Source organism: Acinetobacter sp. CIP 64.7 (assembly GCF_000369745.1).
GTDB classification, from domain to species: domain Bacteria; phylum Pseudomonadota; class Gammaproteobacteria; order Pseudomonadales; family Moraxellaceae; genus Acinetobacter; species Acinetobacter fasciculus.
The window spans coordinates 39,493-54,982 of record NZ_KB850179.1; the positions used below are offsets into that span (position 1 = coordinate 39,493).

The window sequence follows — 15,490 nt, forward strand, 5'->3', positions numbered from 1 at the left end:
GATTGGGGGCAACATGGCACAAATTATTGCGATTGCAAACCAAAAAGGTGGTGTAGGTAAAACCACAACCGCAGTAAATTTGGCGGCATCTTTAGCTGTGTTAAAAAAACGTGTTTTGCTGGTCGATATGGATTCGCAAGGTAATGCGACCATGGGGTCTGGCATTCAGAAGAATGACCTGCTGTATTCGGTTACCGATGTGTTGCTGGGTGAAGTGCCGATTGAAACGGCGATATCTAAGGCGGAAGTCGGTTACAAGGTACTTGGGGCAAACCGTGATCTGGCTGGGGTTGAGTTGGCGATTGCAGAGCAGGAAGGGCGCGAGTTCATTTTACGGGATGCATTGCAGGAAATTGAATCCTCATTTGATTATATTATTGTTGATTGTGCACCGAGTCTTAGCCTGATTACTGTCAATGCTTTGGCAGCCGTGGATGGTGTGCTGATTCCAATGCAGTGTGAATATTATGCACTGGAAGGTCTGGCGGATTTAACCCAAACCATCGATCGGATTCAGCAAGCATTGAATCCGGACCTGCAAATTGTCGGTGTATTACGCACCATGTACGATGCACGTAATGCCTTGACTCGTGATGTCTCTGAAGAATTAGAACAATATTTCGGTAAAAAACTGTATGAAACCGTAATTCCACGAAATATTCGTCTGGCTGAAGCGCCAGCACACGGTTTGCCGGTGATTTATTTTGAAAAAAGCTCAAAGGGTGCAGTTGCTTACTTAAATCTGGCAGCTGAAGTATTAAAGAAAAGCAAAGTGAAAAAAGGAAGTAAAGCATGACCGTCAAGAAACGTGGACTCGCCAAAGGTCGTGGCTTGGATGCCTTGCTGGGATCAATTCAAAAAGAAAAATTACAACTCGAAGCCCAAGGCATTGATCATGGTCAGCTAAAACAGATCGATGTAAACTTGCTCAAGCGCGGTGAATACCAGCCACGCCGTTATATTAACGAGCAGGATTTGCAAGAACTGGCGGCATCGATTGAAAAGCATGGCATCATGCAGCCCATCGTGATCCGTCCGGTTGATGATGAACGCTATCCGTATGAAATTATTGCGGGTGAGCGTCGCTGGCGTGCGGCACAGTTAGCGGGTTTGACCGAGGTTCCTGCGATTGTACGTGATCTGAATGATCAGGTTGCGATTGCACTGGCCTTGATTGAAAACATCCAGCGTCAGGATCTGAATCCGATTGATCAGGCGATGGCCTTGCAGCGTTTTCATGAAGAATTTGGCCTAAGCCATCAGGAAATTGCCGATACCGTGGGTAAAGCGCGTACGACAGTGAGTAACCTACTTCGCCTGCTTAGCCTGGCAGAAGAAGTGAAAGACTTTATGCAGCAAGGTTTGCTGGATATGGGGCATGCACGTGCGATCTTAACCTTAAAAGCTAAAGATCAGCTCAAAGTTGCAGATATCGTAATTGAAAAAAGTCTGTCTGTTCGTCAAACCGAGCAGTTAGTCCGTGATTTCAATACACCTAAACAAGAAAAAGTAAAAGAAGCTGTAGCACCGGATATTCAGCAATTGACTCAGCGCCTTTCAGAGCGTTTCAGTGCAGATGTTAAAATTGACTATAACAAGCAAGGTAAAGGGAAACTGGTTATTAGCTATCACTCTTTAGAAGAGCTGGATGGCATTCTTTCTATTTTAGAAGATGAATAATTTATATATTTTTTTTATTGGGGAATAAATTAGATGTGGGAATTGGTTAAAGCAGGTGGTTGGCTCATGCTGCCCCTGGTCTTGTGTTCTATCTTCATGCTGGCGATTTCGATCGAGCGCCTGATCCGCCTGAAAAAGAACGTAGTACTTCCGTCGATCCTGTTGATGGGGCCTTCGCAAAATACAGCACAAGTCATGCAAAAAATGAATCAAAGTGCGGCCTTAAAGCAAAGCACTTTGGGCCGGGTATTGGCTGCGGGCTATACTAGTAAGCCGCAGGGTGAGCAGTATGCTCGCGCGCAGATGGAAGTGGTGGCGTCACAGGAAATCGGTTATCTGGAAAAAAATATTAATTTTCTGGGCACGTTGAGTGCAGTTGCGCCTTTACTCGGTTTGTTGGGGACCGTACTTGGGATTATTGAGTCTTTCCTGATGATCGATGTGGGAACTGGAAGTGATCCGGTCTTGATGATGCCCGGTATTTCTAAGGCTTTAATTACCACGGCAGCCGGTATGCTGATTGCAATTCCTGCACTGTTTGCGCACCGTTATTTTCAGCGTCTTGTTCAGGAATATGTGGCTGAACTTGAGCAGCAAGCGACTTTGTTTCATGCGGATCTTTTTTATCGCAATCATGCAGACATAGACCAAGACATGCAAAAAGCCAGCTAGGAGGCGGATGATGAAATTCAAACGCAACCAGGTGGAAGATGTGCATATTAATCTGACACCAATGATTGACTGTCTGCTGTTTATTCTGGTCTTTTTGCTTTTGTCGACGACTTTTAGTCAAATGAGCCGAATGAATCTAACCTTGCCTGACGCGCAAGGGGTACCGCCTAAAAGCTATGATCAGAAAGTTGAAGTGATTGTGGATGCTAATGGTCATTATGCAGTCAATGGTCAATCCTTGGCCAGCAAGGAAGTTGCGGATTTAAATACTGCAATTAAACAGATTTCAAATGAACGCCGTGATTTAATGTTTGTCATCGCAGCTGACGCAAAAGCCAGTCATCAGGACGTGATTCGTGTCATGGATGTGGCCGGGCAGCTCGGCTTTGTGAATATCAATATCAGTACCAAAGTACCTACCCGAGGTTATTAGTGAAGCACGATTTTAAGGTCTATCTTCGCCTTTTAAGTTATTTAAAACCATTTTGGGGCATCGCATTACTTGTCCTGGTAGGTTTTTCTATTAATGCGGCCACAGAAGTTTCTGTCGCCAAATTGCTGGAATATATTATTGAGGCGATTCAAAATAAAGACCAGAGTTTCACTTCACTTTTCCCGTTTTTAGTGGTCATACTCATGTTCTTCCGGGGCCTGGGTTTATTCATGGGTGGATATTTTACTGCGGTAATTTCCCGGAATCTGGTATTTAATATCCGTCAGGAAGTTTTTGCAAAATTGCTGCGTTTACCGTCCCAGTATTATCTGGACAATACCAGCGGGCATATTACTGCCAAAATTATGTATAACGTTGAACAGTTGACGGCTGCTTCAACTGAAGCTTTAAGAACCTTGTTGCAACAAGGTTTGATCACTCTGGCATTATTAGGCTACCTGTTGTATACCAACTGGCGTCTGACCATGTGTATCCTGATTTTTGCGCCAGTCATTGGCTTTATTATCAGTAAAGCTGCAAGACGGATGCGTAAATTATCGCAGCAAGTACAAGACACCATGGGTGATGTAAACCATGTGGTGCAGGAAACGGTGAATGCCAACCTGATCGTCAAGGGTTTTGGCGGGCAAAGTTCTGAGCAGGAACGCTTTAAACAGAACTCGCTTGAAAACTTGCGTCGTGGCTTGAAAATGGTCGCTGTGCAACAGTTGAATAGTCCTGTCGTGCAGTTGATCATGTCCATTTCACTGAGTATCGTGATGTTTATTGCCTTGCGCCCACAAATCTTGGGTGACACCTCTGCGGGTGAATTTGTCGCTTATATTACTGCGGCGGGTATGCTGGCAAGACCGATCAAAGCCTTGACGGATATCAATGAAAAAATTCAACGTGGTATGGCTGCGGCTCATTCGGTATTTGAATTGCTGGATATGCCTGAAGAAAAAAATACCGGGACTTTAACGGATAGCCTGAAAGGCGATATCGAGTTTAAAGATGTCAACTTGATTTATGATGATGGTCATCATGCCATTCATGATTTTAATTTAAAGGTGAAGGCCGGTGAAACAGTGGCGCTGGTCGGTCGTTCTGGGGCCGGTAAAAGCTCGCTGGTGAATCTACTGGTGCGTTATCAGGATGCGACTTCTGGGCAGATCCTGCTGGATCAGAAACCGATTGAAGATTTTGAAATTACCGCATTACGAACCCAGATTGCCATGGTGAACCAACAAGTAGTACTGTTTAACCGAACCGTGCGGGAAAATATTGCTTATGGTCAGCTCGAAGGTGCTTCCGATGAAGATATTATCGCGGCAGCAAAGGCAGCCTATGCGCATGATTTTATTATGGCACTACCGCAAGGTTATAATACTCAGCTGGGTGCTCAGGGTTTAAACCTGTCTGGTGGCCAGCGTCAGCGCATCGCGATCGCACGCGCAATTTTGAAAAATGCCTCTATCCTGATTCTGGATGAAGCGACCAGTGCGCTGGATAACGAGTCGGAATACTTTATTCAGCGTGCCTTTGATAAAGCCATGCAGGACCGTACGACCATCGTAATTGCACATCGTCTATCGACGATTGAAAACGCGGATCGTATTGTGGTTATGGATCAGGGCCGTATTGTTGAGCAGGGCAGTCATGCCGAACTGATTGCGCTACATGGTGCTTATTATCAGTTGCATCAGCGTAACTTTGAGGAACAGTAACTCATGGCATTAGCACAAATCATTCAGGATGCTTGGAATGCACAGGCAAAGTGGCTGGTGGTGCTGCGTCCTTTGTCATGGTTGTATCGCCTGGGTTTTGTCAGCAATCACTGGCTTTATCAAAAAGGCATTAAAAAAAGTTATAGTGCACCAATTCCCGTTATGGTAATTGGTAACATCACAGTCGGTGGTAGCGGTAAAACACCTTTGTTGATTCATCTGGTGGATTATTTAACCGAGAAAAATGTTCGGGTAGGCGTGATCAGTCGAGGCTATGGCGGCCAAGGTCCATTTCCTGCCTATGTCGACTTTAATACCTTGCCGGAGATTGTCGGAGATGAGCCTGCCTTGATTGTGCAGGCAACAGGTGTGCCGATGGCAGTTGGTCCCAACCGGCAGAAAAGTATTGAACTCTTATTGCAGAAACATGAGCTGGATATGATTATCTGTGATGATGGCCTGCAGCATTGGGCCTTGAATCGCCAGATTGAGTGGATTGTGCTGGATAATAATCGCGGTCTGGGTAATCAGAAACTGCTTCCAGAAGGTTATCTACGTGAACCAGTGACCCGTTTGAAAACGGGAACCGTAATTGAGCATTCGGCTAACCCAAGCTCTGAACTGCATATGCATCTGGCTGCATCACAGCCTTATTTGCTTAATCAGGACAACAATAAAATCTTTGATCCTCAAGCGGCTTTTTATGCGGTAGTCGGCATTGGCTTTCCACAGCGGTTTTATCAGACCTTGCAAAATTTAGGCATAGAACAATTTCAGTGTCATGAGTTTCCAGACCATCATGACTATGACATTGAAGATTTACAGTTCGATGATAACAATCCGATTATTACCACTGAAAAAGACGCAGTAAAAATTATGGCGCTACTTAAACAATATCCAGATTTTAAACAGGATCTCTGGGTGGTGCCAGTCGATGCAGTCCTATCGCCAGCCTGCTATACAGTCTTGCAGCAACAGTTACAACAATACGGTATTCAAATTTCTTAAGGCTCATTCATTATGAAACACATTGTTATTCCTGCACGTTTCGCCAGTTCACGTCTGCCGGGTAAACCGTTGCTGGACATTCATGGTCGTCCCATGATTCTGCGGGTAGTGGATCAAGCCAAGAAAGTGCAAGGTTTTGATGATCTGTGTGTGGCAACTGATGATGAGCGTATTGCTGCCGTTTGCCGTGCTGAAGGCATTGATGTTGTCATTACCTCGGCGGATCACCCTTCAGGCACAGACCGCTTGAGTGAAGTGGCTCGAATCAAAGGCTGGGCCAGTGAGGACATTATTGTCAATGTACAGGGGGATGAACCCTTACTGCCGGCGCAACTGGTAAAACAGGTTGCTCAACTCTTGGAAGATCAGCCTGAATCTTCCATGTCGACGCTATGTGAGCCGATCCATCAACTGGATGAATTCAAACGTGACAGCATTGTAAAAGTTGTCATGTCAAAACACCAGCAAGCACTGTATTTTAGCCGTGCTACCATTCCTTATGACCGTGATGGTGCGAAACTGACTGAACCAAAACTGCATGATCAGGCCTATCGTCATTTAGGCCTATATGCCTATCGGGTAAAACTGTTGCAAGAATATGTGACCTGGGAAATGGGTGTGCTGGAGAAACTGGAATCTCTAGAGCAGTTACGGGTACTGGAAAATGGACACCGTATTGCCATTGCGGTGGCTGAAGCCAATTTGCCGCCAGGGGTAGATACTCAGGAAGATCTGGATCGCCTGAATCAGATGGATCTTTCCCATTTTGCCTAAGAAGAGTCAAATACATGCCTTTTGATGTCAATGCACATATCTATCCATGGCAGCAACAGGTTTGGGAAACCCTGACCGGACGCTTTCCCAAGCTTGGGCATGGTTTATTGTTTTATGGAAAAAAAGGCTGTGGCAAAGAAGCGTTTACCCAACAGTTTCTGGCTTGGGTGTTATGCCTGAATCGTCAGCCTGCCGGGCCATGTGGTGAATGCAGTAGCTGCCAATGGTTAAAGGCAGATACCCATCCCAACTATGTGCATATCAGTACCGATGAAGACAATAAAAAACAGAATGCTAAAATCAAGATCGAGAAGATTCGTGATCTTCTGCCTTTTGTGCAACAGACTGTAGATGGCTGGCGTGTAATTGTGATTGAGCCGGCAGAAGCCTTAAATATTGCCTCTGCTAACGCCTTGCTTAAAACACTGGAAGAACCCGGTGATAATACGGTGATTATTTTACTGGCGAATCATTATTTAAAATTGCCCGCGACCATCCGCAGTCGTTTGCAGCATTTTGCTTTGGATCGAATTTCCGCAGAACAATTTAGCGATTATGTCCAGAATCAGCTCCCGGATGCAGGTTCTAGCCAGCAACAATTATTGATGAACCTGTCTAATCAGATGCCGTTACAGGCATTAGAGGTTGCACAAAGTGCCTGGCTGCCACTGCGTCAGGAATTCCTGCAAGACTGGCAAAAACTGGTCATTCAAAAAAATATGCCACTGGCAATTGCGACCAAATGGAATAAAAGCCTGAGTTTTGGTGAATTTGCTCAAATGTTTGAATACTTGTTGTCCGATTTAATTTGTGTCAAGCTAAATCAGACGGTGAAAAACATTGACCTTGAATTCAATGTGCTTGCCGAACAATATTCATTAGAAGCACTTTTTAAAATTTATGAGGATTTTCAGCAAGCCAAGCAATACCTCGAGCAGAATGTCCAAAGCAATCTGGTTATTGATGAATTGTTTATCAAGCTGATGAATCTTTAATTAAGGGGAAATCACATGCAACCACGTATGGGCGGTATTATTCAGGCCAATATTCCTGACATCGAAACACTGTTTGCCAGCTATATGCCTTATGTTGTGGGTGGTGGGCTTTTTATTCCTTCCAAGCAGCCGGTCAAACTGGGCGAAGAAGTTTTTGTATTGACAACTTTGCCTGACCAGACCCAGAAAATTCCTTTAACTGGTAAAGTCATCTGGGTCTCGCAAAAGCAGAATGGCATCAAGCCCCAAGGCTTTGGCATCCAGTTAAGCGGTGAAAAAGGCGTTTATTTCAAAAATGAAGCAGATCGTCTGGTTGCGGGTCTTAAATCTGAAGGACGTAAAAGTTACACTATGTAGTTAATTTACCCTTGGTAGGAACGCATCGTGTTTGTAGATACTCATTGTCATTTAACCCTGCTTGATTTGACACCATATCATGGTGATCTGGACCAAGCATTGGCTCAGGCTCGTGAAGCCGGTGTTTCCAAATTCATGAGTATCTCGGTCGATCTGGATGATCATATCGAGCTGGCCAAAATTGCCGCGCGTCATGCAGATGTCGGCTATACCGTTGGCGTACATCCTTGCGAAGATGCTGCAACCATGGCGCGTGCCACGACTGAATATCTGGTCGAGCTGGCACAACCGGAGAAAGTCTGGGCGCTCGGTGAAACAGGTCTTGATTATTATCACAGTACCGATTTTATTGCAGAGCAAAAGGCCTGTTTCGCCCGGCATATTCATGCGTCACAAATCACCAAAAAACCTGTAGTTGTTCATACCCGTTCCGCCAAGCATGATACCGTCGATATTATTCGCGCGGAAAAATCTACGCATGGCATTCTGCACTGTTTTACCGAGGACTGGGAAACCGCTAAAGCGGTACTGGATTGCGGCTATTATGTGTCATTTTCCGGAATTGTTTCATTTAAAAATGCGCAGGATCTGCGTGATGTCGCCAAACAGGTTCCGCTGGATCGTGTGCTGATTGAAACCGATAGTCCTTATCTTGCGCCAATGCCGTATCGTGGCAAATCTAATGAGCCTAAATACGTTCCTTATGTAGCCAAAGCGCTTTGCGATGTATATGATAAGTCACTGGAAGAAATGGCTTATATCACAAAGCAGAACTTTGAAAATCTTCTGAATTTAAAGTAAATAAAGTTATATAAAGTACAAAGAGAGTTTATAGGGTGAAGATGGATCGTCAAGCTCAGTTTCGAGCAAGAGAAACCTTGATTTTTCAAGTAGCAGAGCAACTCCTGTTAGAAAATGGTGAAGCAGGAATGACGCTTGATGCGCTTGCCGCCGAGCTTGATCTGGCCAAAGGGACACTTTATAAACATTTCCAGAGTAAAGATGAACTATACATGCTGCTGATTATCCGAAATGAGCGCATGTTGCTGGAAATGATTCAGGATAGCGATAAAGCCTTTCCTGAACATCTGGCCTTCTTTATGCTGCATCATTTGCATCATCCTGAACGTACTGTGCTGTTTCATCAAATTGAAGAACGCCTGTCGACGACTGGGGTTGGAATCCAGCACCTGTTTAGCGAACTTTATCAGGTGCGCAAACAGCGCTTACGCCTGATTATCCGTATGACAGAAACTTATCTGGCATCGATCAACAGCCGCATGTCGGTACGCGATTATCTAGCGTCGATCTGGTCGCTGACCCATGGTGCAGCCGCAATTCTCAATTCCAGTTTCTATCAGCGTTACTTGGGTTCACGCGATACCTTGCGTGTGGCCTATATCGATCAGGCGCTGGCTTTGCCCAAGCAGGTGCATTCTGCCGACCAGTTTGTCTAAGGTTGTCCTATGATCAGATCACCTCACAGTGCAGTTCGTGGCTTTACCTTAATCGAATTGATGGTGGTGATTGTGATTATGGGGATTATGGCTTCACTAGTGCTGCTCAATACCAGTGGTGTCGATCAGCGCAAAGCAATGCAGGCACGGGAAATTTTATTAGTAGACTTGCAACGGGTGCTACGCGAGGCCAATGACCAGTCTAGAATACTCGCGCTTGACGTTCGGCCAGCAACAGATGTCACGCCATTTCGTTATGGAATTATAGAATATCGTTCAGCAGCGCAGACTGAACAGAACCTGCAAAATGAGAAATGGCAGAGTTATGCAGATTTCAAATTGCGTAATTTACCTGATCATGTGTCCTTTCAGATGCAGGCGCTGGAACAGCAGCGTTATACCAATGCACAAAATCGTGATCTGACTCAGGCTAATGCACCTAAACTGATCTGGCTCGGCAATGGTGAAGTCAAACCGGTGCGGATTCAATTCTTTTTGGAAGACCGTGAAGTGGGTGCTGCGATTGAGATTGATCATCTGGGTAAAATCAATGAAATCTAGATATTTCAAGCAGAATACTGGATTTGGTGCTATCAGGCCGAGTATTACTCGGCTTAATCGTGTGCACTCTGAACAGAGTTCTTCATCTTGCGCTCGGACGAAACGTTGTTTCGTTTATCGCTGCTCCTCAAGCATAGCTTTCGGACTTGCGGCACGGTCGAGTGTTACTCGACTTAATCGTGCCTCAGGTTTTACCTTATTGGAAGTCATGGTGGCCTTGGCAATTTTTGCGACCGCAGCCATGACCCTGACCAAAGTCGCGATTCAATATACCCAGTCGACCTCGAATGCCATTCTACGTACCAAAGCACAGTTTGTTGCCTTAAATGAAGTGGCACAAATGGAAATTAATCAGGAATGGATGGAAGGGACGGCTTCCAAACAGCTGACCCAGCAAGGTGAAACCTGGCAGATTGACAAGCGCAGCGAACCGACGGTCAGTCCGAATGTACAACGGATCGAGCTGCAGGTGAGTCTGGTTAATCAGGACAGTGGTCAGGTGGAATCTGGTATCACCAGCCTGATGTTCTTTAATCATCGTATGAACAATACTCCATGAAGCCTAAAGGATTTACCCTGGTTGAATTAATGGTCGCAATTGCGATCTTTGCGGTGCTGTCTGCTTTGGGCTGGAAAGTTTTTGATTATATTGTCAAAACCAAAGATCAGAATGTGATTCATGAACAGCGTTTAGGTCAGTTACAGCAAACCTATCAGCAGATTCTGCGAGATACCGTACAGGCAGTACCCTTAACGGCCAATATCAATGGCGATATTCAGCCGGCTCTAGTGCTACAGAACGGACGCTTTAATTTCAGTAAAACTGGAGTGACTGACCCTTTGGAAGAGGGGATTTCCCCAGATGAGCGCATTGAATATCAGTATCGAGCTGATGAGCAGAAACTTTATCGCTTGAAATACCGGAACCTGAATCAGACAGGTCAAGATCAGCCCGAATCCAGTGTTTTATTGTCGGAAGTGGAACAATTCCAGATCGTCGTACTCAATCCGAATGAGCTCACGCAATGGCCAGATGCTTCTACTGATCTGAATCAGTTAGAGCAGAAGCAAAGGTTGCCTAAAGGGGTTAAAATCAATTTAACCGTGAATGGCGTCAGTTATGAATGGATGTTTAGTTTATTAAATACGGACTTTTTGCTTGATACTCAGAACACCGGTCAACCCAGCTCAGAATAATAAGAAATGAAAATGAATAAAACGATCATGATCAAGCAGCAGCAGGGCATTGCACTGATTACCATTCTGGTGATGGTAGCGCTAGCGACTATTTTGGCTGCCACGATTGCCCAGCGTCAGGCTGCAACTGCTGAAAGCACTGCCTATTTGATGCGACAAAACCAGTCCTTAATGTATGCCAAAAGTGCTGAGGCCTTTTTTTCTGAATTGCTGGTCGATGATGCTGAAAATGCCGCAGAGGTCGACCATCTGCAGGAAACCTGGGCGCAGCCCATGCCAGCTTTTCCGGTAGATGACGGTTATGTCTCCGGAATAATACAGGATGAATCAGGCAAGTTTAATTTAAATAGCCTGATTACTGCCGAAGGCGCAGTCAATGAAAATGCCAAAGCATGGTTCGAGCTGATTCTAAAACGTGCCAGTTTGCCGGAACAGCTCAGTGAAGCAGTCATTGACTGGCAGGATGCAGACGAGCTGGTCAGTGGGGGCATGGGCGCCGAATCTAACTATTATCAGAGCTTGCCCAATGCTGCTTTGCCACCGAATGCAAAATTTCACAGCGTAGAAGAATTAAAGCTAGTACGCGGTTTTGAAGAGAATAAATATAAGCTGATAGCACCTTATCTGAGTACTGCACCGGTGCAGGAGAGCCTGGTCAATATTAATACCGCTTCAGCTTTTCTTTTGGCTAGTATGGATGAAAAGCTGGATGTGAATGCAGTGCAGCAATTGCTGGATCAGCGTCAGGCCAATTTGGAGCACTTTTCCAATGTGACTGATCTGTGGTCACTGGAGCCTTTCGCTCAGGTCGATGCGGACAGGCGTAATTTGTTTAACAGTCTGCTTGGGGTGCAATCCAATTATTTTAAAGCCCGAATCGAAGTGGTTTTAAGTGAGCGTAAGCGCCAGTTTAGCAGCGATCTGGTTCGTCAGGACAAACAGGTTTATGTCGCTTACCGTAGCATGGCGCCATTTTAATTTTAGCTCATGAATTGTACAGGCTGGATAAGCGCAAATGCCGGGCTGATGCCTTTTCCCTATCATGCTAAACAGCAAAATTAATCCTCAAAGCTTTACTTTTGCTTTATAATCAAAATTAATTCACCTATTTTTTGACGACATTACGGCATATGTTAATTCGTAAGTTATTTAAGTTTGAGAATGCTCATATTGTGCGTAACTGCACGTCAGATCGCTGTAAGCGTTCGATCCATGGCCATAGTTATAAAGTCGAGTTATTGCTAAAAGCCTCGAAGCTAGATCATGGTCAAATGGTCTATGACTTTGGTCTGCTTAAAGGTGTGATTAAGGATTTCTTTGATTCTTTCGATCATGCCATCTGCTTTTGGCAAAATGACGATCCGGAATATATTCAGGCCTGCAAGAATTTCAGTGCGCGCTGGGTGTCTTTGCCGGTATCGCCATCAGCAGAACAGTTTTCACGTATTTTCTTCTTTCTGGCACAGCAGGTGCTGGCATCGACCGTGACTCAAAATGGTGAAGGCGATGTCGAAGTCTATTCTGTGATTGTGCATGAAACCGATACCGGCTATGCACAAAGCTTTTTAGAAGATATTCAAAATGAACAGATGGGAATTTTGAGTCTGGAGCAACTTGAGTTCTCTGAACAGGTGCAAGCTGAATGGACAGATCCGGACATGTTTGCCAAGCTCAAACAGGGCACACCATTTCATAACCCTACAGTAGATTTACAGGTACAGATTTAAAGTCTGCGTGACTTTAAATCCATTGACATAGATTTAGGATTGAAGAATGTCTTTAAATGAACAGCAACTGGCCAAGCTGAATAAAGTTCAGTTGGATGAAAGCTGGAAATATGGATTGAGTGAGTTTTTGCTCAGTCCGAAAATGGATGAATTAAAAGCATTTCTTGTTGAAGAAAAAAAAGCAGATAAAATCATTTATCCTCCCAATCATCTGATTTTTAATGCTTTGAATACCACACCGCTAGATCGGGTGAAAGTGGTAATTTTAGGGCAAGATCCTTATCATGGCCCAAATCAGGCGCATGGATTAAGCTTTTCCGTGCAAAAGGGGGTTGCATTACCACCATCTTTGCGTAATATTTTTCATGAGTTACATGTTGATCTCGGGGTTGAAAGACCGAAGCATGGTGACTTGACGCATTGGGCAGAGCAGGGTGTGCTTCTGTTAAATGCAGTACTGACCGTCGAAGCAGGTCAGCCGACTTCGCATCAGAAGCGCGGTTGGGAAGAATTTACCGATCACGTCATTGATGTATTAAATGAACAGCGTGAACATATTGTCTTTATTCTTTGGGGCGCATACGCACAGCGTAAAGGACAGCGCATTAATCAAGACAAGCATCTCGTGTTAAAGGCAGCACATCCATCGCCTTTGGCAGCAAACCGTGGTGGTTTTTTTGGTTGTAAAGTATTTTCAAAATCGAATAACTACCTCAAACAACATGGCATTGAGCCTATAGATTGGCAGCTGGACGCATGAAATATTCTCCCCTTACTAAACATTATCATCCGGATTTGATTGTTGAAGAAGCGCACAATGGTTGGCGTATCGTTCGTTTAAATCGCCCGAAATCTTTGCATGCTCTCGATGAATCGATTGCTTCCGCACTTCTGGAAGTATTTCAGGACTTTCATCATGATGATAGCGTCAAAGCCATCTGGCTGGATTCAACCACACCGAAAGCGTTCTGTGCGGGTGGGGATGTGCGTAAGCTGCGTCAGTTAGTGATTAATGATGAAGTCGCGGCTGCCAATAAATTCTTTGAACAAGAATATGCACTCGATCTGTTACTGCATAATTATGCCAAACCCGTTTTAGTCTGGGGTGAAGGTTATGTGATGGGCGGTGGCCTGGGCTTGTTTATGGCAGCACCTTTCCGTTTAGTGACGCCATATTCACGTTTGGCCATGCCTGAAATCAATATCGGTTTGTATCCAGATGTGGGTGCAACCCGCTTTCTGGCGGATCGTGGTGCGATTGGTTTATTCACAGGCTTGACTGGTTCGATCATGACTGCTGCGGGTGCTTATGGGATTGGTTGGGCAACGCATATTTGTGATGCACAGCGTGATTCAGTGTTGGATAAAGTCATTAATATCGACTGGGAGCATTATCCTGCGGGTGACTTCCGTGCCATTGATGACACCCTGAACAGTATGCACCGTCCGGTAGGCCCGGGACCGCTACAAAACTCTCTGGACGTGATTCATAGTGTTTGCCGTGGCATCAACTTTGAGCATGATTATGAGTCGATTATTGGCCTGAGTGACGCACGCAGTGACTGGTTGCGTCAGGCCAGTGAAAACCTGAAAAAAGGTTCGCCAACTACTGCAGCCTTGACCTGGCTATTGTGGCAATGGGGTAAGCAGATACATTCCTGGAATGAAGTTTTCGAACTGGAAGTTCAGATCTCAGACTGGAAAATTCGTCATCATGACTTTGTTGAGGGTGTACGAGCACGTCTGGTCGACAAAGACCTTAGTCCTGAGTGGAAAAAAGGTGCAGATATGAGCTTGAAAGGGATCCTGTCTGGGAATCCTCCAGTTACGACTATTGAAAGCTGGAATGAGCTGCTCAAGCATTATGGTGTGATTTAAGCTTCAATGTCCGAAACACAATTTACAGATGAATACTGGATGCAGCGTGCTTACGAGCAGGCTGCACTTGCTGCTGCACAGGGAGAAATTCCTGTGGGGGCAATTATCGTCAGTCAGAATCAGATCATTGGCCAAGGATTTAATGCGCCCATCTCGTTGAATGATCCGACTGCGCATGCCGAAATTGTTGCACTACGTGATGCCTGTCAAAACATCCAAAATTATCGGTTACCTGATGATGCGGTGCTCTATGTGACTCTTGAGCCGTGCACCATGTGTGTCGGTGCACTGGTGCATTCGCGGGTTTCGCGAGTGGTATTTGGTGCATTTGAAGCGAAAGCGGGTTCATTGGTGAGTGCGCGTCAACTGTTTGAAACCGGTTATTATAATCACGTATTTCCTTTCCAGGCAGGCTGCATGCAGCAGCAATGTTCTGAACAGCTGAGTGCATTTTTTAAGTTGCGCCGCGAGCAGAAACGAGAACTCAAGTTACAAGAAAAGTTATTAAATACGCAGAAATAAATCTGCTTTATCCGCTAAAATTTGCTTACTTTCAAATATCTGCAATCTTCAGGAACAATAATGAACAGCATTCAAGTAAAAAAAGAATTTCCGGCAGCGCTTGATGATGTCTTTGATTTAATGTCTAAGCATGCCACCTATAATATTGCCTTCGCGCCGATGCAGGTTGAGCGGATCAAGGATTCTGCGGATGCTGAATATCCTGATGGACTTGGTTCAGTACGTGCAATGGGTGTGGGTCCAGTGAAGCCGCTGAAAGAACAAATTACCTTGTTCGAGCCAAATAATCGCATCGAATATCAGATTATTAAAAATCCATTGATCAAGCATCATTTAGGCATTATTGAATTTGAAGCACTGGCTGATGACAAAACGTTAGTAACTTATACGATTGAATTGCAGGCACGTGCGCCTTTTGTGAGTAAATTAATCCTTGCACAGTTACAGGCAGCGATTAAACTAGGCCTGACAAAACTCGCAAAATCTGTTTAAACAACAACGG

At 44.9% G+C, this 15,490-nt stretch carries 20 protein-coding genes; all 20 read left to right on the forward strand.

Features of this window, described 5'->3' with window-relative positions; genetic code table 11:
- Positions 1–13: 13 nt before the first annotated feature.
- The 20 genes from F890_RS06585 to F890_RS06680 all read left to right on the forward strand — a co-directional run bounded on the left by F890_RS06585 (position 14) and on the right by F890_RS06680 (position 15,480).
- Positions 14–796, forward strand: a complete 783-nt coding sequence (locus F890_RS06585) for a ParA family protein (protein WP_004278889.1) — start codon at positions 14–16, stop codon at positions 794–796.
- A complete protein-coding gene (locus tag F890_RS06590) occupies positions 793–1,680 on the forward strand; it encodes a ParB/RepB/Spo0J family partition protein (RefSeq protein ID WP_004278887.1) in 888 nt (295 codons plus the stop codon). The genes F890_RS06585 and F890_RS06590 overlap by 4 nt, the downstream gene beginning before the upstream one ends.
- Positions 1,681–1,713: 33 nt before the next feature.
- Positions 1,714–2,352: a MotA/TolQ/ExbB proton channel family protein gene (locus tag F890_RS06595; RefSeq protein ID WP_004278886.1), complete on the forward strand. Its 639-nt coding sequence runs from the start codon at positions 1,714–1,716 to the stop codon at positions 2,350–2,352.
- A gap of 10 nt (positions 2,353–2,362) precedes the next feature.
- A complete protein-coding gene (locus tag F890_RS06600) occupies positions 2,363–2,785 on the forward strand; it encodes an ExbD/TolR family protein (RefSeq protein WP_004278885.1) in 423 nt (140 codons plus the stop codon).
- Entirely contained in the window at positions 2,785–4,512 is a 1,728-nt protein-coding gene (gene msbA / locus F890_RS06605) for a lipid A export permease/ATP-binding protein MsbA (RefSeq protein WP_004278883.1), read from the forward strand. Before F890_RS06600 ends, msbA begins: the two co-directional genes overlap by 1 nt.
- Positions 4,513–4,515: 3 nt before the next feature.
- Positions 4,516–5,520: a tetraacyldisaccharide 4'-kinase gene (gene lpxK, locus F890_RS06610; protein ID WP_005103480.1), complete on the forward strand. Its 1,005-nt coding sequence runs from the start codon at positions 4,516–4,518 to the stop codon at positions 5,518–5,520.
- A 12-nt stretch (positions 5,521–5,532) separates the two neighbouring features.
- Positions 5,533–6,294 carry a 3-deoxy-manno-octulosonate cytidylyltransferase gene (gene kdsB, locus F890_RS06615; RefSeq protein ID WP_004278879.1) on the forward strand — a complete coding sequence of 254 codons (762 nt, stop codon included), beginning with the start codon at positions 5,533–5,535 and terminating at the stop codon, positions 6,292–6,294.
- A gap of 14 nt (positions 6,295–6,308) precedes the next feature.
- A complete protein-coding gene (locus F890_RS06620) occupies positions 6,309–7,289 on the forward strand; it encodes a DNA polymerase III subunit delta' C-terminal domain-containing protein (protein WP_004731481.1) in 981 nt (326 codons plus the stop codon).
- A gap of 15 nt (positions 7,290–7,304) precedes the next feature.
- Positions 7,305–7,646 carry a PilZ domain-containing protein gene (locus tag F890_RS06625; protein WP_004278877.1) on the forward strand — a complete coding sequence of 114 codons (342 nt, stop codon included), beginning with the start codon at positions 7,305–7,307 and terminating at the stop codon, positions 7,644–7,646.
- Positions 7,647–7,673: 27 nt separating this feature from the next.
- Positions 7,674–8,447 (forward strand): TatD family hydrolase, encoded by a 774-nt coding sequence (locus F890_RS06630; protein WP_004278875.1) that lies wholly within the window; start codon positions 7,674–7,676, stop codon positions 8,445–8,447.
- A 41-nt stretch (positions 8,448–8,488) separates the two neighbouring features.
- Positions 8,489–9,103, forward strand: a complete 615-nt coding sequence (locus F890_RS06635) for a TetR/AcrR family transcriptional regulator (protein WP_004278873.1) — start codon at positions 8,489–8,491, stop codon at positions 9,101–9,103.
- A gap of 9 nt (positions 9,104–9,112) precedes the next feature.
- On the forward strand, positions 9,113–9,664 hold the full coding sequence (locus F890_RS06640; RefSeq protein ID WP_004278872.1) for a type II secretion system protein: 552 nt from the start codon (positions 9,113–9,115) through the stop codon (positions 9,662–9,664).
- Positions 9,665–9,797: 133 nt separating this feature from the next.
- Positions 9,798–10,223, forward strand: coding sequence for a type II secretion system minor pseudopilin GspI (gene gspI / locus F890_RS06645; protein ID WP_392389738.1), 426 nt, complete (start codon positions 9,798–9,800; stop codon positions 10,221–10,223).
- On the forward strand, positions 10,220–10,861 hold the full coding sequence (gene gspJ, locus F890_RS06650) for a type II secretion system minor pseudopilin GspJ (protein ID WP_004278869.1): 642 nt from the start codon (positions 10,220–10,222) through the stop codon (positions 10,859–10,861). The genes gspI and gspJ overlap by 4 nt, the downstream gene beginning before the upstream one ends.
- A gap of 6 nt (positions 10,862–10,867) precedes the next feature.
- Positions 10,868–11,839 (forward strand): type II secretion system minor pseudopilin GspK, encoded by a 972-nt coding sequence (gene gspK / locus F890_RS06655; protein ID WP_017397825.1) that lies wholly within the window; start codon positions 10,868–10,870, stop codon positions 11,837–11,839.
- A 152-nt stretch (positions 11,840–11,991) separates the two neighbouring features.
- On the forward strand, positions 11,992–12,588 hold the full coding sequence (locus tag F890_RS06660) for a 6-pyruvoyl trahydropterin synthase family protein (protein WP_004278864.1): 597 nt from the start codon (positions 11,992–11,994) through the stop codon (positions 12,586–12,588).
- Positions 12,589–12,634: 46 nt separating this feature from the next.
- Positions 12,635–13,348: a uracil-DNA glycosylase gene (ung, locus tag F890_RS06665; RefSeq protein WP_004278863.1), complete on the forward strand. Its 714-nt coding sequence runs from the start codon at positions 12,635–12,637 to the stop codon at positions 13,346–13,348.
- Positions 13,345–14,466, forward strand: a complete 1,122-nt coding sequence (locus tag F890_RS06670; RefSeq protein WP_004278862.1) for an enoyl-CoA hydratase/isomerase family protein — start codon at positions 13,345–13,347, stop codon at positions 14,464–14,466. The genes ung and F890_RS06670 overlap by 4 nt, the downstream gene beginning before the upstream one ends.
- 6 nt (positions 14,467–14,472) lie before the next feature.
- Positions 14,473–14,988, forward strand: a complete 516-nt coding sequence (tadA, locus tag F890_RS06675) for a tRNA adenosine(34) deaminase TadA (protein ID WP_004278860.1) — start codon at positions 14,473–14,475, stop codon at positions 14,986–14,988.
- 60 nt (positions 14,989–15,048) lie between these two features.
- A complete protein-coding gene (locus F890_RS06680; protein WP_004278856.1) occupies positions 15,049–15,480 on the forward strand; it encodes an SRPBCC family protein in 432 nt (143 codons plus the stop codon).
- Positions 15,481–15,490: the final 10 nt, after the last annotated feature.

Excerpts from the sequence above, each read along its gene's own strand:
- F890_RS06585 (WP_004278889.1), top strand. The coding sequence starts at position 14 with ATGGCACAAATTATTGCGATTGCAAACCAAAAAGGTGGTGTAGGTAAA.
- F890_RS06590 (WP_004278887.1), top strand. The coding sequence starts at position 793 with ATGACCGTCAAGAAACGTGGACTCGCCAAAGGTCGTGGCTTGGATGCC.
- F890_RS06595 (WP_004278886.1), top strand. The coding sequence starts at position 1,714 with ATGTGGGAATTGGTTAAAGCAGGTGGTTGGCTCATGCTGCCCCTGGTC.
- F890_RS06600 (WP_004278885.1), top strand. The coding sequence starts at position 2,363 with ATGAAATTCAAACGCAACCAGGTGGAAGATGTGCATATTAATCTGACA.
- lpxK (WP_005103480.1), top strand. The coding sequence starts at position 4,516 with ATGGCATTAGCACAAATCATTCAGGATGCTTGGAATGCACAGGCAAAG.
- kdsB (WP_004278879.1), top strand. The coding sequence starts at position 5,533 with ATGAAACACATTGTTATTCCTGCACGTTTCGCCAGTTCACGTCTGCCG.
- F890_RS06620 (WP_004731481.1), top strand. The coding sequence starts at position 6,309 with ATGCCTTTTGATGTCAATGCACATATCTATCCATGGCAGCAACAGGTT.
- F890_RS06625 (WP_004278877.1), top strand. The coding sequence starts at position 7,305 with ATGCAACCACGTATGGGCGGTATTATTCAGGCCAATATTCCTGACATC.
- F890_RS06635 (WP_004278873.1), top strand. The coding sequence starts at position 8,489 with ATGGATCGTCAAGCTCAGTTTCGAGCAAGAGAAACCTTGATTTTTCAA.
- F890_RS06640 (WP_004278872.1), top strand. The coding sequence starts at position 9,113 with ATGATCAGATCACCTCACAGTGCAGTTCGTGGCTTTACCTTAATCGAA.
- gspJ (WP_004278869.1), top strand. The coding sequence starts at position 10,220 with ATGAAGCCTAAAGGATTTACCCTGGTTGAATTAATGGTCGCAATTGCG.
- gspK (WP_017397825.1), top strand. The coding sequence starts at position 10,868 with ATGAAAATGAATAAAACGATCATGATCAAGCAGCAGCAGGGCATTGCA.
- F890_RS06660 (WP_004278864.1), top strand. The coding sequence starts at position 11,992 with ATGTTAATTCGTAAGTTATTTAAGTTTGAGAATGCTCATATTGTGCGT.
- ung (WP_004278863.1), top strand. The coding sequence starts at position 12,635 with ATGTCTTTAAATGAACAGCAACTGGCCAAGCTGAATAAAGTTCAGTTG.
- F890_RS06670 (WP_004278862.1), top strand. The coding sequence starts at position 13,345 with ATGAAATATTCTCCCCTTACTAAACATTATCATCCGGATTTGATTGTT.
- tadA (WP_004278860.1), top strand. The coding sequence starts at position 14,473 with ATGTCCGAAACACAATTTACAGATGAATACTGGATGCAGCGTGCTTAC.
- F890_RS06680 (WP_004278856.1), top strand. The coding sequence starts at position 15,049 with ATGAACAGCATTCAAGTAAAAAAAGAATTTCCGGCAGCGCTTGATGAT.